At 50.7% G+C, this 24,305-nt stretch carries 21 protein-coding genes and 2 pseudogenes; 10 read left to right on the top strand and 13 right to left on the bottom strand.

The window, feature by feature from the left end; all coding sequences use genetic code 11:
* Window positions 1-582 precede the first annotated feature (582 nt).
* Window positions 583-1,818 (top strand): glycosyltransferase, encoded by a 1,236-nt coding sequence (locus SPI6313_RS21270; protein WP_072623270.1) that lies wholly within the window; start codon window positions 583-585, stop codon window positions 1,816-1,818.
* A gap of 35 nt (window positions 1,819-1,853) precedes the next feature.
* Here SPI6313_RS21270 and SPI6313_RS25250 read toward each other — a convergent pair.
* From SPI6313_RS25250 to SPI6313_RS21255, 4 genes and pseudogenes are all read right to left on the bottom strand, one after another.
* Window positions 1,854-2,154: pseudogene (locus SPI6313_RS25250) on the bottom strand (hypothetical protein); the annotation flags it as partial.
* 214 nt (window positions 2,155-2,368) lie between these two features.
* Window positions 2,369-2,935: a hypothetical protein gene (locus SPI6313_RS21265; RefSeq protein WP_072623269.1), complete on the bottom strand. Its 567-nt coding sequence runs from the start codon at window positions 2,933-2,935 to the stop codon at window positions 2,369-2,371.
* A gap of 110 nt (window positions 2,936-3,045) precedes the next feature.
* Window positions 3,046-4,188, bottom strand: coding sequence for a 5-(carboxyamino)imidazole ribonucleotide synthase (locus SPI6313_RS21260; RefSeq protein ID WP_072622797.1), 1,143 nt, complete (start codon window positions 4,186-4,188; stop codon window positions 3,046-3,048).
* Window positions 4,189-4,269: 81 nt separating this feature from the next.
* Window positions 4,270-5,469: pseudogene (locus SPI6313_RS21255) on the bottom strand (RNA-guided endonuclease InsQ/TnpB family protein).
* 29 nt (window positions 5,470-5,498) lie between these two features.
* Between SPI6313_RS21255 and SPI6313_RS21250 the strand changes: the two are divergent.
* The 3 genes from SPI6313_RS21250 (at window position 5,499) to SPI6313_RS21240 (ending at window position 8,555) form a co-directional block, all read left to right on the top strand.
* Window positions 5,499-6,014, top strand: coding sequence for a Uma2 family endonuclease (locus SPI6313_RS21250; RefSeq protein ID WP_072622796.1), 516 nt, complete (start codon window positions 5,499-5,501; stop codon window positions 6,012-6,014).
* 355 nt (window positions 6,015-6,369) lie between these two features.
* Window positions 6,370-7,074, top strand: coding sequence for an SDR family oxidoreductase (locus SPI6313_RS21245; RefSeq protein WP_072622795.1), 705 nt, complete (start codon window positions 6,370-6,372; stop codon window positions 7,072-7,074).
* A gap of 257 nt (window positions 7,075-7,331) precedes the next feature.
* Window positions 7,332-8,555: an MFS transporter gene (locus SPI6313_RS21240; RefSeq protein ID WP_072622794.1), complete on the top strand. Its 1,224-nt coding sequence runs from the start codon at window positions 7,332-7,334 to the stop codon at window positions 8,553-8,555.
* Window positions 8,556-8,618: 63 nt separating this feature from the next.
* On the opposite strand, the gene SPI6313_RS21235 is transcribed toward SPI6313_RS21240, so the two are convergent.
* Window positions 8,619-10,097: an FAD-linked oxidase C-terminal domain-containing protein gene (locus SPI6313_RS21235; protein WP_072622793.1), complete on the bottom strand. Its 1,479-nt coding sequence runs from the start codon at window positions 10,095-10,097 to the stop codon at window positions 8,619-8,621.
* A gap of 282 nt (window positions 10,098-10,379) precedes the next feature.
* Between SPI6313_RS21235 and SPI6313_RS21230 the strand changes: the two genes are divergently transcribed.
* Together SPI6313_RS21230 and SPI6313_RS23160 are read left to right on the top strand one after the other, a co-directional pair.
* On the top strand, window positions 10,380-12,731 hold the full coding sequence (locus SPI6313_RS21230; protein ID WP_072622792.1) for an NACHT domain-containing protein: 2,352 nt from the start codon (window positions 10,380-10,382) through the stop codon (window positions 12,729-12,731).
* Window positions 12,670-12,888 carry a hypothetical protein gene (locus SPI6313_RS23160; protein WP_139276723.1) on the top strand — a complete coding sequence of 73 codons (219 nt, stop codon included), beginning with the start codon at window positions 12,670-12,672 and terminating at the stop codon, window positions 12,886-12,888. The genes SPI6313_RS21230 and SPI6313_RS23160 overlap by 62 nt, the downstream gene beginning before the upstream one ends.
* Before the next feature lie 102 nt (window positions 12,889-12,990).
* Here the strand turns inward: SPI6313_RS23160 and SPI6313_RS21225 are convergent, their stop codons facing one another.
* From SPI6313_RS21225 to SPI6313_RS21215, 4 genes are all read right to left on the bottom strand, one after another.
* Window positions 12,991-14,460: a leucyl aminopeptidase gene (locus SPI6313_RS21225; protein WP_072622791.1), complete on the bottom strand. Its 1,470-nt coding sequence runs from the start codon at window positions 14,458-14,460 to the stop codon at window positions 12,991-12,993.
* A 362-nt stretch (window positions 14,461-14,822) separates the two neighbouring features.
* Entirely contained in the window at window positions 14,823-15,083 is a 261-nt protein-coding gene (locus tag SPI6313_RS21220; protein ID WP_072622790.1) for a phage tail protein, read from the bottom strand.
* A gap of 160 nt (window positions 15,084-15,243) precedes the next feature.
* On the bottom strand, window positions 15,244-15,384 hold the full coding sequence (locus tag SPI6313_RS23780) for a hypothetical protein (RefSeq protein WP_175551204.1): 141 nt from the start codon (window positions 15,382-15,384) through the stop codon (window positions 15,244-15,246).
* A 17-nt stretch (window positions 15,385-15,401) separates the two neighbouring features.
* Window positions 15,402-15,971, bottom strand: coding sequence for a Uma2 family endonuclease (locus SPI6313_RS21215; RefSeq protein ID WP_072622789.1), 570 nt, complete (start codon window positions 15,969-15,971; stop codon window positions 15,402-15,404).
* 123 nt (window positions 15,972-16,094) lie between these two features.
* Here SPI6313_RS21215 and SPI6313_RS21210 point away from each other — a divergent pair, with 123 nt between their 5' ends.
* A complete protein-coding gene (locus SPI6313_RS21210) occupies window positions 16,095-16,697 on the top strand; it encodes a Uma2 family endonuclease (RefSeq protein ID WP_425443133.1) in 603 nt (200 codons plus the stop codon).
* Window positions 16,698-16,782: 85 nt separating this feature from the next.
* Here the strand turns inward: SPI6313_RS21210 and SPI6313_RS21205 are convergent, their stop codons facing one another.
* The 4 genes from SPI6313_RS21205 to SPI6313_RS25440 form a co-directional block, all read right to left on the bottom strand.
* Complete coding sequence (locus tag SPI6313_RS21205) at window positions 16,783-18,222, bottom strand: hypothetical protein (RefSeq protein WP_072622787.1); 1,440 nt, start codon at window positions 18,220-18,222, stop codon at window positions 16,783-16,785.
* A 127-nt stretch (window positions 18,223-18,349) separates the two neighbouring features.
* Window positions 18,350-20,770, bottom strand: a complete 2,421-nt coding sequence (locus SPI6313_RS21200; protein WP_072622786.1) for a GH116 family glycosyl hydrolase — start codon at window positions 20,768-20,770, stop codon at window positions 18,350-18,352.
* A 225-nt stretch (window positions 20,771-20,995) separates the two neighbouring features.
* A complete protein-coding gene (locus SPI6313_RS25445) occupies window positions 20,996-21,166 on the bottom strand; it encodes a helix-turn-helix domain-containing protein (protein ID WP_217650700.1) in 171 nt (56 codons plus the stop codon).
* Complete coding sequence (locus SPI6313_RS25440; protein ID WP_217650699.1) at window positions 21,166-21,393, bottom strand: hypothetical protein; 228 nt, start codon at window positions 21,391-21,393, stop codon at window positions 21,166-21,168. Before SPI6313_RS25440 ends, SPI6313_RS25445 begins: the two co-directional genes overlap by 1 nt.
* Before the next feature lie 215 nt (window positions 21,394-21,608).
* Here SPI6313_RS25440 and SPI6313_RS24155 point away from each other — a divergent pair, with 215 nt between their 5' ends.
* The 3 genes from SPI6313_RS24155 (at window position 21,609) to SPI6313_RS21180 (ending at window position 24,302) form a co-directional block, all read left to right on the top strand.
* On the top strand, window positions 21,609-22,001 hold the full coding sequence (locus tag SPI6313_RS24155) for a hypothetical protein (RefSeq protein ID WP_072622785.1): 393 nt from the start codon (window positions 21,609-21,611) through the stop codon (window positions 21,999-22,001).
* A complete protein-coding gene (locus tag SPI6313_RS21185) occupies window positions 22,001-22,432 on the top strand; it encodes an HNH endonuclease (protein ID WP_072622784.1) in 432 nt (143 codons plus the stop codon). The genes SPI6313_RS24155 and SPI6313_RS21185 overlap by 1 nt, the downstream gene beginning before the upstream one ends.
* Before the next feature lie 76 nt (window positions 22,433-22,508).
* The gene (locus SPI6313_RS21180; RefSeq protein WP_072622783.1) at window positions 22,509-24,302 is read left to right on the top strand and encodes a sodium:solute symporter family protein; all 1,794 of its coding nucleotides are present in this window, start codon (window positions 22,509-22,511) and stop codon (window positions 24,300-24,302) included.
* Window positions 24,303-24,305 lie beyond the last annotated feature (3 nt).

Here is a 24,305-nt window from a genome sequence, read left to right as displayed (position 1 = left end):
ATAGGATCATGAATCTCTTCTATAGCTAGGACTTACTCTATATTTAGATATCAAAGAATTTCAGGTTCTGTTTAAGCCTTGATTCTCACTATTTGAAGTTATGCTAAGTAGGAAGGCATCATTATTTCTAAAATGCCCCCTCGCCCTAAAGCCAGCTTCTTGGGTGACAAAATATAGCAATCCTATTTGATTCATGAACATGCAAGGGGCTTAAACCCCTTGTTGATGAGGAGATAAGATCTCCGATTGATTTAGAATCGCTATGGAATGATTGAGCTTTGAGGAAAACCTCTAAAACCTAGCTGTATATGATGTCCAGGTGTTTTTTTGTAACATTGGGTTCTCGCAAAAACAACCCTAATCAATTAACTTCACCAATCTAAAGTTAGATTAAACAACAATATAATCGAACCCATTGTTGATGGAGATATTAGATCTAAAATTGATTTAGGATCGCCATAGATCCTGGCTTCTGCTCGATTTTCTCGTTCTTTCTGTTCAAACGTCAATTCTAGTGAAGAGCCGTTTTATCGTTTGAGTCGATGTAATGACGTATATGTATCTGGTGGCAAGATTAAAATGATCTATCCTTTAATTGTAAGTACCTCGGATATGGAAGGAGGAGCAGCGCGATCGGCATATCGTTTGCATGCTGGTTTTCAATCTATCGGAGTCACATCTAAGATGGTGGTTCGAGCGAAGTTGAGCCAAAATAAGGACGTTTTTGTCCAACGAAGTGCATTAACCAAGTTAGGGCCGGTGATGAACAATTTGCCATTGCGAAAATATCCCAATCGCGATCGCACTCTGTTTTCTTCTCAATGGTTTCCCGATGCGATCGCCTCATCTGTGCAGGCGATCAATCCTGATATTATCAATATGCATTGGATCGCTAATGGATTTCTTCGGATTGAAACTTTAAAACTGTTCAAACAACCGCTGGTTTGGACGTTACAAGATATGTGGCCGATGACCGGAGGATGTCATTACAGTGCCGGTTGCGATCGCTATCAAGAATTCTGTGGTAACTGCCCTCAACTTAACAGCAACTGTGAACAGGATCTCTCGCGACAAATTTGGCAACGAAAACATCAAGCTTGGCAATCTCTTAATTTGACGATTGTTACACCCAGTCACTGGATGACCCAGTGTGTAAAAGCTAGTGCTTTGTTTAAAAACTTAAGGGTGGAAACCATTCCTTTTTGCTTAGATACGGAGATCTATCGACCTCATGAGAAATCAATAGCTCGCCAAGTGCTTAATCTACCCCAAGATAAGAAAATCATTGTGTTTGGTGCTTTAGCGGCAACGTCGGACAAACGGAAAGGATTTGACTTACTCGTAGATGCGTTGCGCAAGCTCAGTTACACGGAAATGGCGGCAGATGTGGAAGTGGCTGTATTTGGGGCATCGGCTCCGGAAAAACCGATTGACTTAGGATTCAAAGTGCATTATCTGGGACACTTCCATGATGACTTATCTTTATCGCTGATCTATTCTGCGGGCGATGTCATGATTGTCCCTTCCCTCCAAGAATCCTTTGGCCAGACAGCATCAGAAGCCTTGGCTTGTGGTACACCAGTTGCGGCCTTTAATGCGACGGGCTTGATGGATATTATTGACCATCAACACACGGGCTATCTGGCTCAACCCTACAGTGTTGAAGATTTAGCCCAAGGAATTGCCTGGATTTTATCGGATTCAGATCGATTGGTGAATCTAGTCGCTAATGCACGGATCAAAGCGATTCAAAAATTTAGTCTCCATTTACAAGCTGAAAAATATGTCAGATTATTTGAAGATCTTGTCAAGAATTGACACTTCCCGCGAAGACAGCGATGGGGATTCTGGGTTCATCCACCGGACTTAACCGAGCCGGATTGCTCCAACCCAGCCAGAGGTCTAATCTCCCCAAGCGGATAACTTCCCCTGTGCCCCACGGTAGTTAGTCCAAGGCGCAGGATACAAACCCGCTTCACTATCGACTCAGCCCGATGCCGATCGCAGACCAACCCGTTCACATTCAAGTCTTCCTGGGCGACCAAATCGTTAGATTGGATGACGCAGTCGGCAATCCGCCCACTCATTCCGCTGCCTGCTTACCCTTAACTGCTTCCAGGCCTGTCGGTTTTTAGCCTTGTGATCGTTCTTGGACGTTTGAAATTCAAGATAATTAGCCTAACACGACTGGCCCAAGGAGGGCGACTCAAGTCGCTCGTGTCGTCTTTCATCCCCGCAATCAATTGACGGGGCTTTCAGACTCCCGCACTATTTTCGTAAGTAAGGAAAAGAGCATTAATCAGGCTAAGTATGATCTCAGAATAGGATAACTGTTAAGAGCCATTGGGTGATTGGACGATAGCGGGTTTTAAGGGATCTCGCGGGCGAGACGGAGCCAGGGGTCTAGGTTCTTGCGGGTGGGTGTGTTTTGGGGGGTGAAGGCCCAGATGGCGCGTTTTTGTTGGGGGCCGTGGCTGAGGTGGAGGGGACGATCGCATCCATAAAAATAGAGGGAATCAAAGGGGAGTTGCGCGGCGAGTATCCAATCAATGACGCGATCGCTCGCTACATCGAGAATCCGAAAATCACAGGCCGCTCCGAGGCGATCGCACCAATACCGCCCCCGCTGATTCCGTTCGTGGGCCATGTGTTGATCGCGGCTGGGATCAATGCGGCCATTTTTAAGACCTGTTTGCGGGTTGGTGCGGTGGAGGAATTTCCTTAAATCGGTTGAACAAAATCCATAGGTGAGTTGAAACCGATCCCGGCCGTAGTGGTCGATGATCGGGTCGATGAGGGTTTCTCCCAAGGCTTGGAGGGCGGCGATCGATGCGTCGGGATTGGCGGGATAGGGGTTGATGTGGTTGGCGTGGGCGCGGTAGGTCTGGGTGCAGGTGCAGAATTCCGTCAGGGTGAGATGGCGACCGATTTTGATCGTGTGGGGGTTCATGCTGGTTCATGCCCTCACTCAGCCCTCTCCCGTGGGAGAGGGCTTTGCTGACTCCCGTCTTCCCGTAGGAGCAGGGCTGGGGATGAGGATAATCTTCACGGCGTTCCCTGCCAGAGGTGTTCGATCTGAGTCGCGATCGCCTCGCCTTGATCCAAGGTCTCCGCCGTTAAACAGACCGTCACATGGCCTAGTTTTCGTCCCGGTCGGGATTCGGGTTTACCATACCACCACACCGACGCGCCGGGAATTTGTGCGATCGCGTCTCGCTGGGCTTGATACGGCGATCGCGACGTTTCAAACCCCAATAAATTCACCATCACCGCCCCGGCACAAGTCCAGCGCGGCGACGGCAAGGCCTGCCCCGTCACCGCCCGCAACTGCATCGAAAATTGCGATACATCACAAGCATTGAGGGTGTAATGCCCAGAATTATGGGTGCGGGGCGCGATTTCATTAACTAACACTTGCCCGTCGTCGGTGAGGAACAATTCAATCCCGAAAATCCCCACCACATCGAGGGCCGTTAACAGGGTCGTGGCGATCTGTTCCACTTGGGTTTGAATCGTGAAATCAATGGGGGCCGGGGCGAAAACCCGCCGACAGACTTGATCCACCTGCTGCGTTTCCACCACTGGATAAACCTGCACTTCCCCGGTCACACTCCGCGCCGCCATCACCGCCAATTCTCGCTCAAAGGGCACAAACGCCTCGATCAGCAAATCCGTATGATTCCAGCCCTGCCAGAGTTTGGCGAGTTCGGCGGCGGTTTTGACGATGAATGTGCCGCGCCCATCGTATCCGTAACGGCGGGCTTTGAGGACGAGGGGGAAGCCATAGTCAGCGGTGATTTGCTCGATGGTGCTGGGTAAACTGAAGCGCGGCGTAGGGAGGCCAAGATCATGAAAAGTTTGGCGTTGGTCGTATTTATCTACCAAGGGGCGCAGGGCGTGCAAACCGGGGCGAAAACAAACACCGCGATCGCTCAACGGTTGCAGCGCGTCGAGGTCGATAAATTCATTTTCAAAGGTGATTACGGTGGTGCGATCGCTCAACAGTTCCGTTGCGGCCGCGTCATCAATAGCCGCGAAAATCGCATCGCTCACCGTCCCCACGGCCGGATCATCCGGGCTGGGGGTTTGGACAATCAAGTCTAACCCCAGGGGCTGGGCTTCGAGGGCGAGCATCCAGGCCAATTGACCCCCGCCGATGATTCCGACACTGTGCGATCGCGTTGCCATAGGTCTGTGATAATTTGCACCTTTAGCAGTTTGACACTCCCCGCGCTGAAGCGACGGGGATTCTGGGTTCATCGACCGGACTTAACTCAGCAGGATTGCTCCAACTCAGCCAGAGGCCCAATCTCCCCAAGCGTATAACTTCCCGTGTGCCCCACGGTAGTGAGTCCAAGGCGCAGGATGTTGATGGCAGCATTCACATCTCGGTCAGCCTCATAGCCGCAATGCGGACAGTGATGGGTTCTGACTGAGAGTGCCTTATGTACCCGCTTGCCGCAGTTTGAGCAATCCTGGCTCGTATAGTGGGGAGGAACGGCCACCGTTGCCTTCCCATATTTCCTACCAAAATACTCCAACCAACGGCGAAACGTTGACCATCCCGCATCACTAATCGACTTAGCCAGATGCCGATTGCGAACCAACCCTTTTATATTTAAATCTATGCACTTCGTGCAGGCTTCGCCAACATAAGCAACCAAATCGTTAGATTGGATGACGCAGTAGGCGATGCTCTTCGCCCACTCATTACGTTGCCTACTTACCCTTAAATGCTTCCGGGCGTACCGGTTCCTGGCCTTGTGATAGTTCCTTGACTGTGGTTTTGCCCCCTTGCGGTACTTTCTGGACTTCTGCCGATTGGCTCTGTTTAACCGCTTTTCAGACTTACGATAGAACTGCGGCGTTTCCACCACAGTGCCATCGCTGGCAGCGATAAAATACCGCAAACCGAGGTCGAGGCCAACAGCTTTTTGACTTGGCTCACTCTGCACCTGAACATTAACCTGGATGCAGAACTGAACATAGTAGCCATCAGCACGACGAACGAGGCGAACTCGCTTAATCAGGGATTCGTCATAGCGTGCCAGATCGTAGGTGCCGATCAACCGCAATTCCCCAATCCCGAAGCCATCGGTGAATTTGATGCGCTTCGGCCCCAGTAGTTTCCAGCCAGAGGTTTTGTACTCCACCGAGGCGGGAATGCTTCTTGAACTTGGGAAATCCTACGGGCTTAATACCCTTTTTGCCATACTCATAGAAGCGACTGATGGAACTCCAGGCCCGTTCTGCTGAAGCCTGACGCGCCATGGAATTGAGTTTCTTAGCAAAGGGAAACTCCTCAGCTAACGCTTTGCAGAGCTTGCTAAGGTCGTATTTGCCCACATCTTGGCTATCCATCCAATAGCGCAACGCCTTATTACGGACAAACTGAGATGTCCGGATAGCGTCGTCTATAGCGGTAGCCTGGGCAGGCTTTACCCGTGCTTTGAACTCAAGTACAATCATCCCCTTATTCTAGCATATCTGGCGTAAGAATGCGGCTAAAGCCGCCGTTGCTTTTCATCCCTGGGCTAAAGCCACAGGGCTTTCAAGCTATCGTCTATTCAGGTAATCTCGTCGCCCTGATTCATAATCATCTTAGAGGAATGGATTGTCGGGTTTATTTTGCTGCTCTGAAGGTCAGAATCGAGGTAAAAAATCGTTTTTATTATCCGGATTTATTTATAACGTGTGACCAAAGAGATCAAGAAACTCAAACTTATAAATGTTTTCCTAAATTAATCATTGAGGTACTATTAGAAAGTACGGAAAAGTTTGATCGGGGGGATAAACTTAGTGATTATCAAGCCTTGGCGAGTCTTGAAGAATATGTGTTAGTGAGCACTCAATATCAGCGTGTAGAAATTTTTCGCCGTGAGGATCAAGCCTGGCGATATGAACGCTATGATGAGGCGCGATCGCCCTTCCGACTCCACAGCATCGATCTAGAAATCACGATCCCCGCTGTGTATGAAGATGTCCCCGTTGAGCCGGATCAGATAGAGTCGTAAGAGGGCATGGAGACTATGCCCCTACTCGTCGGGGTGGGGTTGTCGGGGTTTAGTCTTTTTCGGCCGTCCCCCTTTTTTCCCATTGGCACGAGCCGCCTAATCCATAGTCTGTAGTGCGGGCATCTTGCCCGCTGGGATTCAGACAAAATAGGAAGTAGGATACTCTCACCCCGTCAAAATCAAGATTCCGTCGTACATTTCCCCTCGTGTCATGGCTCTGCCGTGACATTCGCCTTGAGCGGCTTCGCCGCCTGGAGAGGAGGCAGAGCCTCCAATTGGCATTACTTAGCTCTGCCAAGTAACGAGATCAAATTTCGTTACACTCTATGAATGTAACGAAATATTAAGCATTGTTATGAAGAATCGAACCGTTGTCATCGTTGGCGCTACTGGGGGGATTGGGGCGGCTGTGGCCCAACAGTTGGCCCCCCTGGGTGCGAATTTAGTCTTGGCGGCCCGGAGTCGCGATCGCCTTGAGGCGATCGCCGAAACTCTCCCTCATCCAGTTTTGACGATCCCCACGGATATCACGGATCGTGCCCAGGTTGAACGGTTGATGAGCCAAGCCGTCGCGGAATTTGGGCGGATTGATGTCCTCGTGAATGCAGCCGGGGCGGGGGTGATGAAGCAGTTTAACAAGTTAGAGCCAGCGGATTTTGATGCAATGCTGGACTTGAATTTAAAAGGCTTGTTCTATACTTGCCAAAGTGCGGCAAATGTGATGAAGGGGCAAAAGGCGGGGCATATTTGCAACGTGATCGGCATTTTGGGTAAGCATCCGATGATCACAGCAACGGCCTATTGTGCCTCGAAATATGGGGCAGTGGGTATGAGTAAATGTCTCGCCGATGAATTGAAACGGTATGGGGTGAAATTCACGCTTTGTTATTTTGGGGGAGTGAATACGCCGTTTTGGAATCAGGCGGGGTTGAAGGTGGATCGCACCAAATTATTAAGCCCAGAAACGGCAGCAAATGCGATCGTCCATGCCCTGCAAGTGGAACCCGCTGCGATTCCCTTAGAAATCAATATCCAACCCGAAAGCCACTTATTTCTCTAGTCATTAATTCAGTCCTGCTCAACATCACCCCAGGAGATGAGACAATTGTTTTGATCTCCTGTTTTGTTGGCTTTATTATATCTTCAGAAGGGATTGATTCATGCCTATAGCGGTTTTCATAAAATTGCGGTACAAAGATCCCCCTCAATCCCCCTTTTCAAGGGGGAAGTCGCGTTCTCATCTTTTCGCAATCCGCTATAAACAGGATCATCCTATTTTTCTTCTTCAGATCATACCACGTTCTCTTTCGGATTTTCATGTCAAATGCTAATCGATTACCGCTGCGATTTTGGATTATTGCACTGATTGCGTTTATTAATTCTGTCAGTTTTACAATTATTATTCCGATTCTTTATCCCTATGCGAAAACCTTTGGACTCAGTGATTTTCAAGCCAGTTTACTCACGACGAGTTTTGCCGTTTCGCAGTTTTTAGCTACGCCAATTTTAGGGCGTATGTCCGATGGCATGGGACGTAAACCACTCTTGATTTTGAGCCTATTTGGTACTGTTTTGGCGAATGCGATCGCTAGCTTTACAACTGTGGCATGGCTGCTGTTTGTGGCGCGAATTTTCGATGGCTTAACTGGGGGAAATATGTCCATTGCCCAGGCCGTAATTAGTGATACTACAACCCCTGAAAATCGGGCGCGGGCTTTTGGGTTGTTTGATGCGGCGTTTCGGTTGGGATTTGTGACGGGCCCAGCGATTAGTTATGTGGCGCAAACATTACCGACCTTTCCGGGGGTGACCCCCTTGGGAATGAGCTTTTTTGCCGGGGCGATGATGGCGTTCATTGCTGCGATTTTAGCCTGGGTAGTGTTGCCGGAAACCTTGAAAAAACGCGAGCCAATGCAGTGGGGATGGCAGATGTTTGGGTTTGGTCGCATTTTCCAGGCGATGACGCGGCCAAAGTTGGGGCCAGTGTTTTTATTGACGTTTTTTAGTGGGTTTACTTTTACGATTTTTACCTTTGCATTTCAGCCGTTTTTCTTGAAGGTGTTGCAACAAGATGCCAAGAGTTTGGCGGTGATGTTTACGCTGGTGGGGGTGGTGGGGGTGCTGACTCAGGTGTTTGCGGTGAAGCCGTTAACGCAGCGGTTTAATGTGGCGGATATTTTGGTGAATGCGATCGCAGGTCGTGCGCTTGTCTTTTTTATCATTCCCCTCTTTCCCACCTTGGGCGGCTTTGTCCTAGGGGCGGTATTATTAGGGGTTTTTAATTCTTTTCCCATGCCGATGATCAGCACAATTTTGTCGTTCAATAGCGAAGAAACAGAACAGGGGGCGGTGCAAGGGATCAATTCATCCTATTTAAGTATTTCAAATGCATTGGGGCCAGCATTTGCCGGGATTTTAGTGAGTATTAATTATAGTGCGCCATTTTGGGTCACTGGCTTTTTAACCTTAGCAACAGCGGGTTTTGCCTTGTCAATGAAGCCGCTCTTAACCTGTCAATCGCAAACTCCTACCTCTTCGTAGGGTCACAACGCACCTTGAGTTGTTTCCTCCGTCAATCTCAAAAATGTCATCATTTGAACTATCCTAAAAAAGTTCTGCGCCTTCAATGGGGGGCAGGCCTTGGAGACGGTTGGCGCGATCGCCGCATTGTTGAGGGGTGGGGAAGAGTTTGCCCGGATTCGCTAACCCCTTGGGATTGAAGGCCGATCGCACATATTGCATCGTCTCCAAATCCGTGGGGGTGAACATTTCCGGCATGTAGCAATTTTTATCCGCCCCGATACCATGCTCGCCCGACAGACTGCCCCCGGCTTGGACACAAAGGCGGAGGATTTCCGCGCCGATTTCTTCCACATCGGCGAAGGCTCCCGGAATGGCTTGATCGTAGAGAATTAAGGGGTGTAAGTTCCCGTCTCCGGCGTGGAAGACATTGGCGATCCGGTAGCCCGATCGCTCACTCAATGCCTCAATTTCCCGCAACACTTTCGCCAGTTGGGTACGGGGCACTACGCCGTCTTGGACGAAGTAGTTAGGACTCATTTGCCCGGCTGCGGCGAAGGTGGCTTTGCGACCCTTCCAGAGTTTGAGGCGTTGTTCGGGGTCGGTGGCGACGGTGAGCGATCGCGCCCCCGCCTGGCGACAGAGTTCCCCCACCCGCGCCACATTGCCCTCCACTTCCACCGTCAACCCATCCAATTCCACGAGCAAAATCGCCCCGGCATCGCGGGGATAGCAGCCCAAGGCCACCACATCCTCGACGGCGTTAATGCTCAGGTTGTCCATCATTTCCATCCCTGCTGGAATGATCCCCGCACTGATGATCGCGGTGACCGCTTCGCCCGCCGCTTCGATGCTGTCGAAGTCGGCCAGGAGGACAGCGATCGCCTCTGGGGTTTTCAAAATCCGCAGGGTGATTTCCGTCGCCACGCCGAGGGTTCCCTCGGAGCCGATCAACACCCCCATCAGGTCATAGCCGGGCATTTCCGGAGCCATCCCCCCCAATTGGACGATCTCGCCGCTGGTGGTGACGACGGTGAGTTCGAGCACATGGTTAGTGGTCACGCCGTATTTAAGACAGTGAACGCCGCCGGAATTTTCCGCCACATTGCCGCCGATGGAGCAGATGATTTGGCTGGAGGGGTCGGGGGCATAGTAGAAGCCTGCGCCGCTGACGGCTTGGGTGACCCAGTTGTTAATCACGCCGGGTTGGACGGTGACGCGCTGGTTGGCGTAGTCGATGTTGAGGATGCGGTTCATTTGGGCCATGACGATCAGCACGCCGTTGGCCAAGGGGAGAGCGCCGCCCGATAGCCCGGTTCCGGCTCCCCGTGCCACCCAGGGGAGATCATGGCGATCGCAAATCTGCACCGCCGCCGCCACTTCTGCTGTACTGCGGGGCAACACCACCAAGGCCGGGCGTTGACGATAGGCCGCCAACCCGTCGCATTCGTAGGTGAGTAGTTCTTCCTTGCGGCGAATGACTTGCTTGGGGCTGAGGGCCTGTTCAAATTCGCGGCGAATAGCAGCGGGGATGGGAGTGGAAGAAGAAGCGATCGCAGTCATGGCACAGTCCCAGAAATCAAGATCATCGGGGGGCTGCCACAAACGCCGCCCACCCGTCTCTCCAGGGGTGAACCTGGCCATCCGTGGGAGCCCACGTCACCATTGTAGAGTGGACATGGCTTTGTTTCTGCTCCATCCGTCAGGCTTCTGTACCAACCCTGTACAATTTATGGGCAGAGAAAGGAAATTAGCTTGTCTCACTCATTTACAGTGAGGTGGGGGTCTTGATCAGTCAGCATGGCGGAATCGTCACAACAATCATTAAGAGCATCCGCTACGGGCATGGAGCAAGCGAAATCCGTTTGTCTCAGTTCGGCTAGCAAAATTACGCAACTACGACAATTGCACGTCTCCCGTTCGACGATGCAGCAGTTTTTCACCGGCCAACCCATTGACCAAACCCTCTTCCATAAAATTTGTCGGATTCTGGAATTAAATTGGCAAGAGGTTGCTGATTTATCCGATCTTCACATCGAGCAAATCCCCGAAGCGCGTAATGGTAGCGGGCATAACCTCCCATTGCCCAGCGTCTCTCAATTTAATTTGCAGTGGCAAAAACTCAAAGCCCAAGTTAAACAAACCCTCTATGAACAACACCGCACCATCCACCTCCTCAACCTCCAAAACCTACCCATCGCCGCCTTAAAATTCGAGGTCTATCTCGTCGAAAAACTGCCCCGTGATCTTTGTGTCAACGTCAACACCTACCTGAAGCAGTTTAATCCGCAGTGGGAGTTTGAGCGGTTTGGGTTGGGCGATCGCAACGAACGCCTCGACGGCCTCACCGCCGCCACCAAATACCCCCGCCTCATCGTCCTCGGCCAACCCGCCGCCGGCAAAACCACGTTTTTAAAATATTTAGCGATCGCCTGCTGCGAACAAGACTACCAAGCCGATCACATCCCCGTCTTCATCGACCTCAACACCTTTGACCCCGAACTCCTCAACGACCCCAACGTCCTCGAAAAACTCGTCCAACAGACCCTCAACCTCGACACCCTCACCGAATGCCAAGAAATCCTCGACTACGGCCATCTCCTCATCCTCATTGACAGCCTCGACATCGTCCCCGACCAAGGCCGCAAAAACGTCCAATTTCAACTCCGCTCCTTCACCCAACGCTACAACCGCAACCGCTTCATCATCACCTGTCGCACCCAATTCACCGACTACACCCTCCCCACCTTTCGCCATGTGGAAATCGCCGACCTCAACCTCAGCCAAATCGAAGCCTTCGCCCAAGCCTGGTTTACCGCCGAAATCGACATCCCCCAAACCCACGAAATCGCCCGCCAATTCATCACCGACCTCAACCTTCCCAAATCTCAAAAATTCTTCCAACTCGCCCAAAGCCCGCAACTCCTGCAACTCCTCTGCTGGATGTTTCAATACCTCGGTCGTCTCCCCGACACCCAATTTGAACTCTACGAACTCGGCCTCACCCGCATCCTCGAAACCGCCAGCCCGCCCCACCCCCATCACACCCCCTCCATCTACCTCGACATCGACATCGCCGAACGCTATCGCCTCCTCAGCTACTTAGCAATTTTAACCTTTGAAAAAAAAGAACTCTTTATCCACTTTAAAAAATTAAAATCACACATTAGCCTCTACTTAAAAACCATCCCCAGCTTTAGCATCGGACCCACCACCATGGCCGACTACGCCAAGCGACTCTTAAAAGACATTGAAATACAGCATGGGATTATTTTTGAACGCAGCCAAGGGATTTATTCCTTCGCCAGTCCGCGCATTCAAGAATATTTGGTCGGGTACTATCTACTCCGCAACTTTGACCCCAACCATCTCCATAAATCCCTCGATAATGTTACGACTCGCAACTGGTACGAACTCTTCTCCTACCTCACCCAACGCATCGCCCGCCTCGATGACTTCCTTCTCCACATCAAATACAAAATCGATCAACTCGTTGCCCGCGATAAAAAAATCCAAATCTTTTTATCCTGGGTGAATCAAAAATCAATGTTAGTGAAAGTCCCCTACAAAATTGCAGCGGTGCGAGCCTTCTACTTTTCCCAAGCCATTGATCATATCTTTGATCCCCGGATTTCCCGCCCCCTCGACTTTTCCCACGCCGTCAATCGTGCCCTTAAATCCTCTCTCCATGACTGGTCTCTCGCCTGTCACCTCGATACAGAACTAGACTATGCATTTAATCACAATGTCTTAGAAGAGCTAGACAGTGAATTTGTGATTGATCTCATTTTGAACTGTTTATTAGTGACCCTCGCCCATGATCTCAGTTTATTTATGACCTTTGCCGAAGATCGCGATTTAGCCATTGAACCCGAATTAAAACTCGCCCTCAATCGTTTTCAAAACCAGTTACCCGATACCGATCGCGACGCTGCGGATTATCAAAAATGGTGGAAGTCCAACAATCAAGCCTGGATTCGGAATCTCCGTTTGGTCATTATTGAACATCGTAATGTCGGCTATGATTGGCAATTTAATCAGGATCAAAAAGCCCTACTTCGTCAATATTACAATGCCAATAAATTACTCGTTGAATGCCTCTACAACAACCCCCGCGTTGATCCCGAAACCGTCAATGCGATCGAAGCCACCCTACTCCTTCCCATGGCCGACATTCGCAGTCACCAATACCTCTAAGCTGATCGGCATTCAACTGGGTCAGGAGCAGGGGATTCAAATTGGGGAAGAACGGGGTCGGGTCGCTGCCCAGGCGCAAATCGCTCGGAATTTACGGCAAACCGGGATGAGTGATGCTCAGGTGATGACAGCCACCGGGCTAACGCCGGAACAATGAGCGCAGCTTCAAGCCGAGTGATGGGGGTGGGTCGGATGCAATGAGGCAAGGGGCTTGAAGCCCCTTGTTTGTCTGTGGTCACACCGACGACCCGGCGATCGCTTATTGCAAGACCCAATTAACAAGGGTTTGCACCGGGTAGCCCGTGGCTCCGGCATTGTTGACACCGTTTTCTTTGTCCGCCCAGACGGGGCCCGCAATGTCGAGGTGTGCCCAGGGGGTTTTGTCCACAAACTCTTTGAGGAAGAGGGCCGCAGTGATTGAACCGCCGGCACGGGGGCCGGTGTTTTTCATGTCTGCAATGGGAGATTTAAGTCCTTCAAAATAGGCGGTTTCGAGGGGCATGGTCCAGAATTTTTCGCCCCCTTGGGTGGCGGCGGTTTGGAGTTGGGCGGCGAGGTCGGCATCGGGAGACCAGAGGCCGCCAATGGTGTCACCGAGGGCAACGACACAGGCTCCGGTGAGGGTGGCGAGATCGACGATCGCATCCACGCCGAGTTTGTCCGCATAGACGAGGGCATCGGCGAGGGTGAGGCGGCCCTCAGCATCGGTGTTGTTGACTTCGATGGTTTTGCCGTTGGAGGCGGTGAGGATGTCGCCGGGGTGCATCGCTTTGCCGCTGATCATGTTTTCGGTGGCGGCGCTGATGAAGTGAACTTCCACATCGGGTTTGAGTTGGGCGATCGCTTTCGCCGCGCCGAAGGTGGCCCCCGCGCCGCCCATATCCATTTTCATCGTTTCGATACCGCTGCCGCCGGTTTTCAGGTTCAACCCGCCCGAATCGAAGGTTAAGCCCTTCCCGACGATCGCCACTTTGCGGCGGGGTTCACCACTGGGCTTGTAGGTGAGGTGAATGAATTTCGGCGGCAAATCCGACGCTTGCGCCACGCCCAAAAACGACCCCATCCCCAGGGCTTCACAGTCCGCCTGTTCCAGGATTTTCAACTCTAGGCCGTATTCGCTGGCCAGGTCTTGGGCGAGTTCGGCGAGGGTGAGCGGTGTGACGCTGTTAGCGGGGGCGGCGACGAGTTCACGGGCGAGGATCACCCCAGCGGCGATCGCTGCCCCGGTAGCCAAGGCCCCCGCCTCTGATCCCAGGGCCAACAGATCGACGCTTTCTAGCACCGCGCCCTGATCTTGGGGGTCAGATTTAAACCGATTGTCCACATGGAGCGCCAGGTGTAGTCCTTCGGTGAGCATCTGCGCGGTCTTGCCCACATCCTCCGCCATGGGCACACGAATGCCGAGGGTTTTTACCTTTTGCTGTTTGGCGATGCGGGCGATCGCTGCCGCTGCCGTGCGTGCCACCGCTGGGCTGTAGTCCGCTTCGGCTCCCACGCCCACGAGGATAATTTTGCGCACCGGGCTATGGCTGCCCACCCGCGCCACGGCACTGCTGCCCGCTTTGCCGGTGAATTCGGTTTCGGCGATCAATTCTGCGATCGTGCCATCCAAGCGCGTATCAAGAGCCGCTAACTCAGCACTCATCTCCACACCATCAGCATAGAATCCTAGGGCCAACGCATCGCCACTCCAGTCTAGGGGTAAAGTCTCAACGGTTTTAATCTGCATCGTTATCGTAAAGTTCAAATTTGCGGTGAAGTTACGATCTTCTATTATGGGGGGTCAGCCGGGGAGGCGGGTGATGATTCATCGGTTTTCCCGTTCAGCGATCGCCTGTTGCTTCAACAGTGCCAAGCCTTGATGCTCTGTCCACCGATCAGAAAACGGGTCGTCGGACTCGCTAGCTCGGAAATCCCCTCATCAATTCACGGGCCGCTTGGGTCTCGGATGGGGTGAGAACATCCGCTAGGGTAAGGGTTGGCGCTGTTCCTGGGGGTGAAACCATAGCAAATGCCTGTAACTTAACATGATTCAGCAAGGTGGGCATTGCCCACCCTACCCAACTATTGAATTTTAGTTGAAAACCTCAATTACGGGCGTGAAGGATAGTAGCCTTGCAAACAAATAATATACTTTAGATCATCGTAAGAACTAGAAGTGTCAGCGCCCAGAACGGGGGCAATTTTAGGCAAAGTGAACGTTGTGTATAGCTTTCCACCATATTTATTTTCCAGAATCGAATACAGTGCTTCGTTTCCGGAAACGTTTAATGTCTGTCCGTCACAAAATGCCCAGCCTCTTGGTGCAAAGTTACCTGCAAATAATCGAATTTCCCCAATTGTGCCTTCCATTCTTGTTGATTCTCCTTTAAATACTTTGACATCAAATAGCCTCCCTAATGTAGTTTCAAAATGCTGCTTGAGTTAGATATTTAATGATTTTTTTATATCGCAATGAGAGAAATAGTTGGGGCATAGGCTGATCAGCATTCAAACTACACTATGCGACTCGCTACCGCCGCATTTTTTGAGGTGAGGTCATCATCGTGAATCTATGGATGAAAAAGTTCAGAATTTTGAGGTGCGATCGCACCTTCGATAAATTCACGAGCTTGATTTCGGGTTGAGCGAAGAAGTCCTCGATCGAATTCATCCCCTAAACGTTTATCTTCACATTAACCAATCAAAGAGTCCTTGAACGGTTAATTCAAAGCCACGGGCAAACTCAGGCACAGTTAAAATCTCATCATTTGAACTATCAAAAACATCGGTTTCTTGCTTGGGTTGATAGATAAAAATAGTCCGCTCACTGGGGTCAATGAGCCAACCCATTTGACACCCTACTTTTAAACAACCCAAGATTTTTTTCACAACTTGAGTATGACTTTGAGACGGGGAAAGAATCTCAATAATCCAGTCGGGCACGGTAAGAAATTGATTCGCGATTTCGCCATTATCGTCTCTGGGGATATTGCGCCATTCTAAAACCGCAACATCCGGCACGATTGACCGCCCCGCAAAGGTACACCGCAACTCTGGAAAGGCTCTCGCGATTTTCGGTTGCTTCACCACCGCGTTAATTGCGGTCACGAGTTCACCTTGAATGATGCTGTGTTTTCCTTGGGGGGTGGGTTTTGGCGCGATCGCACCCTCGATAAATTCGCGGGCGGGTTTGGTTTCGGGTTGAGCGAGAAAGTCCGCTAGGGTGAGAGTTGACGCTGTTCCGGGGGGTGAAACCATACTGTGAATGGCGGTCTGTAATATTCCTCTAGTGTAGTGTGCTGGCTCTTGAATCACGATGAGCCAGTGGGCATTTTTGAGGGAACACGAGATAATGAACCCAGTGTAAAGTTGTGCAGAGGTCTGATTGTGGTGATTACGCCAACAACTCCCCAAAATCTGACCGCCACTCGTCTTTCCTTGGCAGACTATCGGGTGTTATCAGAGCACAGCCCAGAACGTCATGAATATCGTGATGGAGAGGTGATTGTGATGCCAGGCGGGTCTGAGGTTCACAGTGCCATCATGAGTAATCTGTTGATTTACTTGGGTTTTTTACTGCGGGATACGGATTTTCGCTTGTATGGTAGTGATTTACGAATTTGGATTCCTGCGTTTCAATGTGGAACCTATGCTGATCTGATGGTTATTGCGGGTGAGCCGGAACTGAACGGCGATCGCAATGATGAAGTTCTCAATCCGTTGCTCATTGTTGAGGTATTATCTCCATCGACTGAAGCCTATGATCGCGGCGAAAAGTTTAAAAAATATCGCTCGTTGACCAGTTTTTGTGAATATCTCCTGATCAGCCAAACGGAACCCTATATCGAGCAGTTTTATAACCGAGATTCAGCAGGGCGCGATCGTTGGCAATGGCAAGATTACACCACTCTCGATCATGTGCTCACGCTCCACAGTCTCAATGTCGAAGTTCCCCTCACCGAAATCTGCTGTTCCGGGGTTTGAAACCATAGCAAATACTGAGGATTCTAGCGTTTTTTATTTTATTGTAGAAACTATCAGAAAAGCCAGTAGGTGAGAAATGTTTACTCTATTTATCCAGAAAATCTTTGGCTCTTTCCGCTCTGCTTCTTCGCCTTTCTTGTCTTCTCTTTGAGATCCTTTTATGCCATTTATCATCTTGAGGTGATTCTTTATCTAACTCCTGTTTGTATGAAAAAAAATTTGCCACAGCACCCCAGTTTTGATGAGGTGTTGGAGGATTAGGTCTTAATAGTTTAATTCCAGTAAGAGCAAGAATCATATGCCCATAAAACCGACATAGATAGATCATATCATTCAGTGCTTGTTCTTTGTTTGAATCAATGTCTAAATTATTTTCATGTATTAGCCAATCTGGGTGTGCATTACGAGTCCGAAGACGCTTAAAAGCTTCAACGGCATATTCACAAAACTCTTTCCATTCTTTTTTGAACTCTCTATTGTCTTCATTTAAGAAATATGAGCCTTTGAATTTGCCATTTAAATGTTGTTCAACTAATCCTTGAGAGTTATCCTGTTTTGTTACTGGAAGCTCATAAATTGTTCTAATTACAGCTTCTAGAGTGGTTGCAACAAATAGCTCTTGACTACTTTGGATTTTTTGTTCACTAGCTTCCAAAATCTGAAAGAAAATTCTTGTACAAACTTCATGATGTTTTCGTTTTTGACAAAAGAAATTTGATGTATGCACAATTATTTTTTTGTACTGATCTTGTCTAAATGCTTGATTTTCAAAAAGAGTAAATAGACCTAGTCTTTTGTGTTCTTGTTCTGTTCTAATTTCAATAATTTTCTTTGTGCCTCTTCTCATTTGACGCTGAAGCATCTGCACAGTTTCTCCACATAAAACTCTCAATGCTTCTTGAAATCCAATAGACCAATTCCAAGCTTCAGATTTACTATAAGACTGTTGACCAAAAATCCAGTTCAAACAGAAGTAGTTTGTGTCAAGAAAATATCCTTTGAGGTTAATATCAGTTCCCTCATACAGCAATCCTGTCTTATTAAGACATTCGATTAATTGATTTTCTAATTGTGTTTTGATAGTAACAGAATCACTAAATATACTATTGTTTTCTATTCGATATAAAGCACTACCATACCATTTGGGATCTGTATAGTTATTAGAAATCGGCAAACATAAATCACAAATAAATATACGTTCAAATCGTAAAGATAAATTTCTTTGTAACAACCCTAACTTAAATTGATCACTTATATAGATATCAGGTATAAGTATCCATCCAGAGATTGTCTGTATTCGGATAGAACAACGGTCTGATTTTTTAGGAATTTTTACTTTGCCGATATCACTTGATTGGTTATCTTGATTTTTAACTGAATCGAGGAAAGCTTCTAATATAAAACCATTATTTGGTTTCCATTGAATAAACCCTCTTCCTTGATATTTTTGTCCTTGGACATAAAAATATAAATGCTCTGTGAGTATCCTTTGTTTTTTAAAATATTCACTGATTTTGTTCATCATAGCTTTATAAGTATAAATTTGAATTATTGATATAAGCTTCTGTGAGTTCAATTGAACTTCTTGCTTGAGTTAACAAAGTAGGGTGAAATGATCACTCACCTTACTTTGTTCGTCCGTGATGGAGTTGCTACTTTCCTTTAAAGTCCGTCAATACCCCGTACATTCCCCAGATGGCGAGGGCGCGGAGGTAGTGACAGGCGCGGAATGTGCCGACGGGGGTGATGGCTTCTGGGGTGCGGAATTGGAGACCGTTATCGTAGATTTGTTTGACCACGGCTTCCGCCATTTCAAAGGCTTCCTCCTTCATGCCCATTGACACCATGTAGGCCGCGAGGCCGAAATTGATGCCCGTCCAGACTTCGAGGGGGTGGGTGGCGTTGGGGTTTTCCGGGCTGCCGTCGATCAGGACACCATTGGCCGCGCCGAATTTGCCGTCGTAGAACTTTTTAAAACAGGACTCGTACACCGTGCGCAGGGCCGTTTCCGCATGGGTGCGATCCACTACATCGGGTAAATCGAGCAACTGAGCGTAGAACTGGCCGCAGAGTTGATCCGCCATCACCACATCAGAGCCGCTTTCACTGTCGAGGCGATAGAAACTGCCGTTCCAGAGGGTTTCTTGGTAGAGGGGGCGGGCTTGGCGGAGCCAGTCGCGGTATTGTTCGAGGTGTTTGGTGATGCCTTGGGGATAGTCGGCGGGTTGGAGGAGGGGGTTGTTGGGGGGATTGTCGATCAGGATCACGCCGATCGCGATCGCAGCCTCCAACGCCGCAATCCACAACGCCCCACAATAGGCACTGATGCCGCGCAACTGCCAATCATCAAACGTCTGATCCGGTGCGCCGGAATTTTCCGGGATGCCGTCGCCGTCAAGGTCAAACGCCTTGAGATAGTCCAACGCGATCGGGATCGCACCCCAACATTCCCACAAGAAATCCACATCCTTCGCCCCCGTGAGTAGATAGTTGCGATAGACCTGAAGGACGAAATCACTGGGGAGATCCTTCCATTGGTTGCAGTCTTGGTAGCTGGTGTAGTTGCTCTTTTCCCAGGGGTGTTCGTTGGGTGCGCCGAGGTCGTGGGGCGTGGCACCGCCGGCCTTGCGGATGGCGGGGGCTTGGTTGTAGCCGATGATCCGGGGGGTGTCGTCGGCGGTGGGGATGGCGCGGGCGAAGGCTTCGAGGATCGCTTTGTCCAAACGGGGGAAGAGCATCATCGTGGCAAAAGAGCCGTACAAGCGCACATCGAGACTTTCGTACCAACGATAATCGATACATTCGAGGATGCCGAATTGGCCGATGGGGTCGGTTTCTGTGCCTGCGCTCCAGAGCGTGCCGCCGTCGGTGAGCAGGTAAAGCTCATTAAAGAGAGCCATTTTGAACCAGTCGGGGAGGTCGTCGCGGTTCAAAATCGGGGTTTGCCAGGCGAGGATTTTTTCACGCCAGGTGTCGCTATGTTTGAGGGCGGTGCGAATGACGGTCCAGGCATTGTTCCCGGTGCGGCCGAAAAAGTCGGTGTGACGGCGGAAATAGTTGATGCCTTGGGCGAATTCGGTGACGGGGAAATCCCAGGCGAGGATGAAGGGGATTTTGCGCGATCGCCCCGGTCGCACCGTGAAGCGAATCGTGAAGGCTCCGGCCACCTGTTCCCCAGCAGCAGCAGGGGTTTCGTCCTGTTGATCCGGGAGCATTCCCTGGGTGGAAAAGAACTTCCACACCTCGTCCCCATCCCCGGCCGGATTCCAACGGCTGAGATAATAGGCTTCCATGGTGGCGTTGGTGACGCTAGCGATCGCAATCTGCCCATCACCCTCCTGCACTTGATCGCCGCGATCGCGCCCCATCAGCACCCCAACCCGATAATTATCATTAATCCACTGGTTAAAACAGCCCTCGCTGTCGCCCCATTTCGGCTGATACTCATATTCCGGGCTGCCATCGTCCCGCACCGTCACCGTCGGCTTTTTAATCGCATTGGTAAACCAGCCCACCACATTTTGCCAGGTGAGCATAATGCTCATCGTGATCGGCTTGTCCGTTGGGTTATGCACCGTCCATTCAAACACCCCCACCGGATAGCTCGACTCCTGATAGCACCCCGCCCACACCGGCGAAAACTGCTCACAGGTAATCTCACTCTGAAACACGCCGTCATACTGATACCAACTGCGGGGATAGAGGGCGTGATAGGTGCCTTTATTTTTTGGATACCATTGCCAAGCCGAGAGCGTGCCATCGTCCGGCAGTTCGGTACTGAGGGCGTAGGCTTGGGGGGCTTCGTTGCCCACCTGTTCAAAAATGCTGAACTGACAAGCGGGGATGTTTTGAAACACATGCTCGCCGCCGTCCAAATGCCAGAGATTGAAATCCCCACGGGGCGATCGCCCAATACACCCCGCCCCCAAACCCCCCAAGGGCATCCCATGCCACGGGCCATCATCTAAATTACTCGCGTAGCGCACCGTATAGGGCTTCTCCCACTCTGCCCCAATCGCACGCTGCCACGCGCAAGCCGGGATTTCGGGAGGGGAAATTTGGAAGGCATTCATAGGGTAATGGGGTCAGGCTAGAGGAATAAAAGAGGCACTGTTAAAGCACCCAATGATTCTATCAAGCCCCGTACCCCTAGGCGGTGCATGGGCGATCGCTCTGCCTCCTTCTCGGCTCAATTCATCCATGGTTCAGGGTGCGATCGCGCCACTTCACCCTAGAAAAATCGCGATCACACTGATTCCTTGCCGAAAATCGTGATCAATCTCACCGTTGATTCATGTCTAAATAAATACACTCGGAGAGATTTGGAAATAATCACCGAGGGCTTTAGCTTGAGCTTTACTAATCGCCCGCTTCCCATTCACCACCTCGGAAACCACACCACTAGAACCAATAATCCCCACTAAATCCGCTTGCCGAATCTCTTTCGATTCAATCAAGTGCTGTAACATCACATGAGGCTCAACCTCTGGGATCGAGTAGTGTTTTTTTCATACTGCTCGATGAGGTGAACCAACAGATCTAACAGCATTTCTGCTTCGGGTTCTAGCGTTTCTGAAAAGGTGAGCTTTTCAGCGATCGCTAGGAGGCGATCGTATTCATTCTCTGTCGTGATCACCGCTGGCAGGGCATCTGCCAACAGTTGACCATAGCGCTGTTGATCAAAAGTAGGGATCATTTTTCCATCTCCCTTTGTCGTACTCGGCATGAGTTAGTAGAAAAGAGTTTTCACTCTGCACCGATCTTACGTTGCCACGCACAAGCCAGAATTTTAGGGGGACTAGCCCTGAAATTTGATCAAGTCTCCCCTAGGCGGATCCTGGCGCGATCGCAGCTTGGGACAAATCTCCGCGCTTTACAATGAAAGGCACATCTCTCTATATCCTGCCTCCCATGACGTTCACGATTACGCTCAATCCTGAAATGGAAGCTCAATTGCGATCGCAAGCTGAGCAGCAAGGACAAGACCTTAACTATCTGATCGGGCAACTGTTACACCAAGCCCTCAACCCAGACCCCTCCGAGCTTGACGACGCTTTGCCCATCCACTTCTACACCCCAGTCGCGCAACTCACCGATGCCGAGGTGATGGAACTTGCCGCGCTCAAGATGAATGCTGCCCAAAATCATCGCCTGGGTGAGTTACAAGCCCACGGCAAAGCCCAGGGTCTCCCACCCGCAGAACGGTACGAACTGTTTACCCTCATGCAAATTTATCGCCTCGGACTATTGCGTAAATCAGAGGCGCTCGCCGAAGCTCATCAACGGGGCTTAGCGATTCACTGATGCCTCTTTCCGACACGATTCGCCAACAGGTTCGAGCCCGGGCAAAGAATTATTGTGAATATTGCCTCAGCCATCAAGACTACATTATGGGGCGTTTGCAGATTGACCATGTTCAACCGGTGGCCAAAGGGGGTAGTGATGATCTCGATAATCTTTGCCTGGCGTGTGAACTTTGTAATCAATACAAATGGACAAAAACCGATGCTGTTGATCCGGAAACCGGTGAAACCATGAAGATATTTCATCCTCGTCACCAAACGTGGTCAGAGCATTTTGCCTGGAATCAAGAGGGAACGCATATCGTGGGTTTAACGGCTGTGGGACGAGCCACGGCGATCGCATTGCAGTTGAATAATCCGTTAGCTGTGGTTGTTCGGCGTAACTGGGTTAAAGCGGGTTGGCATCCACCGTCTGTTGATCCTATTGTGTAGTTCATCTTGCAGAGGGTCGATTAATCGGTAGACTTGCCCATAGACTGAGCAACGAGAACGGGAAACCCAGAGGATTATGCAACTGTTGGATTGGTTAATTGTGCTGCTCTATCTCGTCTTGGCGATGGGGTTGGGCTTGTTTTTGACTCAGAAGGGGTCGAAAAGTTTGGTGGACTTTTTCGTGTCGGGGCGATCGCTCCCCTGGTGGCTCGCCGGGACGAGTATGGCGGCGACGACCTTTTCCATTGATACGCCCCTGTATATTGCCGGTGTGGTGGGAACACGGGGAATCGTGGGCAATTGGGAATGGTGGAGTTTTGCGATCGCCCATGTCATCCTCATCTATGTGTTTGCGCGGCTGTGGCGACGGTCGGAAATTGTCACCGATGCCCAACTAACAGAAATGCGCTACGGCGGCAAGCCCGCCGCCTTCCTGCGCGGAACGAAAGCCTTTCTCTTTGCCCTGCCGATTAACTGTATCGGCATCGGCTACGCGATGCTGGCGATGGTCAAGGTCGTCGATGCCCTCGAACTGTGGCAGAGCGTCGGCATTGAACCGGGGCAAAATGTGAAGCTCTGGAGTGTGGTCGGGGTGAGCATTTTTGTGTTGGTCTATTCCGGGTTTTCAGGGCTGTGGGGTGTGGTGGCCACGGACTTTTTTCAGTTTTTCCTCGGTCTATTGGGGGCGATCATGGTGGCGGTGATCGCCGTCAACCATGTGGGCGGCATTCACGAATTAATTCCCATGGTTCAGGCCAGCACCGATTTTGATGCTCTTTCCTTCATTCCCTTAACAGAAAACTGGGGTTGGAGCGACACCGCCGGGATTAGTCTCACCACCTTTTCCGCCTATGTGTTTGTGCAGTGGTGGTCGTTCCGGCGCAGTGATGGGGGTGGCGAATTTATTCAACGACTCGCGGCGGCCAAGGACGAAGCCGAGGCGGAAAAGTCGGCGTGGTTATTTAATATCCTCCATTATGTGGTGCGGACCTGGCCGTGGATTTTGGTGGCGTTGGTGGCGTTGGTGATCTATCCGGATTTGAGCGATCGCGAACTCGGTTATCCAAAACTAATGCTCGACTTTCTCCCCACGGGGTTACTCGGCTTAGCCGTCGCCTCCCTCGTGGCGGCGTTCATGAGCACCGTTTCCACCTCGATCAACTGGGGCGCGTCCTACCTCACCAATGATCTCTATCTCCGCTTTTTCCGCCCCGAAGCCCCTCAAACGGAACTGGTACTCGTCGGTCGGCTCGCATCGATCCTCGTCACGGTCTTAGGCGGTGTGGCAGCCTTCTTTACCGAAGATGTGAGCACGGTCTTCCGGTTGGTCATTGCGATCGGCACGGGGCCGGGGTTGGTGTTGATGTTGCGCTGGTTTTGGTGGCGGATTAACGCAGCGGCAGAATGGGCGGCGATGGTCTGCGGCTTTGTGATTGGCCTCATCACCAGTTTGAACCCCGAAGCCCTGAGCGCGATCCCCGACTTTGGGACGCGCCTGCTGGTGATTTCAGGGATCACGGCGGTGGTGTGGATTACGGTAATGTTGGTCACGCCCCCGGAATCTGACGAAACCCTCGATGCGTTCTATTGCAAAGTCCGTCCGGCGGGGATTGGCTGGCGACGACAACGGGAGCGCACCGGGATTGCACCGATTCAAAACCTGAAGCTGGATAGTTTGCGGGTGATTGCGGCGACCTTTGTGCTGTTTGGGGCGATGTTTTCCGTGGGGGGGTTCTTGTTGTTGCGATCGCTCACTGGTTGGATCTGGCTAATCCTAGGCATTCTCGCCTGGTTCTGGCTGCGGAAGTTGGATCAACAGGTGATCCCCCCCATGCCCCGGCCCGGATTAGACGATCGCGGCACTCTCTAACGC

Source organism: Spirulina major PCC 6313 (assembly GCF_001890765.1).
In the GTDB taxonomy this organism is placed as follows: domain Bacteria; phylum Cyanobacteriota; class Cyanobacteriia; order Cyanobacteriales; family Spirulinaceae; genus Spirulina; species Spirulina major.
The sequence above is the reverse complement of the archived record's forward strand: the minus strand, read 5'-3'. Positions and strand labels throughout refer to the sequence as shown.

Bases quoted from the DNA above. Each gene is read 5' to 3' on its own strand.
- SPI6313_RS21235 (WP_072622793.1), bottom strand. From the start codon at position 10,097: ATGACTGCGATCGCTTCTTCTTCCACTCCCATCCCCGCTGCTATTCGC.
- SPI6313_RS25445 (WP_217650700.1), bottom strand. From the start codon at position 21,166: ATGTTACAGCACTTGATTGAATCGAAAGAGATTCGGCAAGCGGATTTA.
- SPI6313_RS21205 (WP_072622787.1), bottom strand. From the start codon at position 18,222: ATGATGAACAAAATCAGTGAATATTTTAAAAAACAAAGGATACTCACA.
- SPI6313_RS21260 (WP_072622797.1), bottom strand. From the start codon at position 4,188: ATGGCAACGCGATCGCACAGTGTCGGAATCATCGGCGGGGGTCAATTG.
- SPI6313_RS21185 (WP_072622784.1), top strand. From the start codon at position 22,001: ATGCCTCTTTCCGACACGATTCGCCAACAGGTTCGAGCCCGGGCAAAG.
- SPI6313_RS21245 (WP_072622795.1), top strand. From the start codon at position 6,370: ATGAAGAATCGAACCGTTGTCATCGTTGGCGCTACTGGGGGGATTGGG.
- SPI6313_RS21230 (WP_072622792.1), top strand. From the start codon at position 10,380: ATGGAGCAAGCGAAATCCGTTTGTCTCAGTTCGGCTAGCAAAATTACG.
- SPI6313_RS23780 (WP_175551204.1), bottom strand. From the start codon at position 15,384: ATGAATTCGATCGAGGACTTCTTCGCTCAACCCGAAATCAAGCTCGTG.
- SPI6313_RS21240 (WP_072622794.1), top strand. From the start codon at position 7,332: ATGTCAAATGCTAATCGATTACCGCTGCGATTTTGGATTATTGCACTG.
- SPI6313_RS24155 (WP_072622785.1), top strand. From the start codon at position 21,609: ATGACGTTCACGATTACGCTCAATCCTGAAATGGAAGCTCAATTGCGA.
- SPI6313_RS21215 (WP_072622789.1), bottom strand. From the start codon at position 15,971: ATGGTTTCACCCCCCGGAACAGCGTCAACTCTCACCCTAGCGGACTTT.
- SPI6313_RS21225 (WP_072622791.1), bottom strand. From the start codon at position 14,460: ATGCAGATTAAAACCGTTGAGACTTTACCCCTAGACTGGAGTGGCGAT.
- SPI6313_RS21220 (WP_072622790.1), bottom strand. From the start codon at position 15,083: ATGGAAGGCACAATTGGGGAAATTCGATTATTTGCAGGTAACTTTGCA.
- SPI6313_RS21180 (WP_072622783.1), top strand. From the start codon at position 22,509: ATGCAACTGTTGGATTGGTTAATTGTGCTGCTCTATCTCGTCTTGGCG.
- SPI6313_RS21250 (WP_072622796.1), top strand. From the start codon at position 5,499: ATGCGGCTAAAGCCGCCGTTGCTTTTCATCCCTGGGCTAAAGCCACAG.
- SPI6313_RS21200 (WP_072622786.1), bottom strand. From the start codon at position 20,770: ATGAATGCCTTCCAAATTTCCCCTCCCGAAATCCCGGCTTGCGCGTGG.
- SPI6313_RS25440 (WP_217650699.1), bottom strand. From the start codon at position 21,393: ATGATCCCTACTTTTGATCAACAGCGCTATGGTCAACTGTTGGCAGAT.
- SPI6313_RS23160 (WP_139276723.1), top strand. From the start codon at position 12,670: ATGCGATCGAAGCCACCCTACTCCTTCCCATGGCCGACATTCGCAGTC.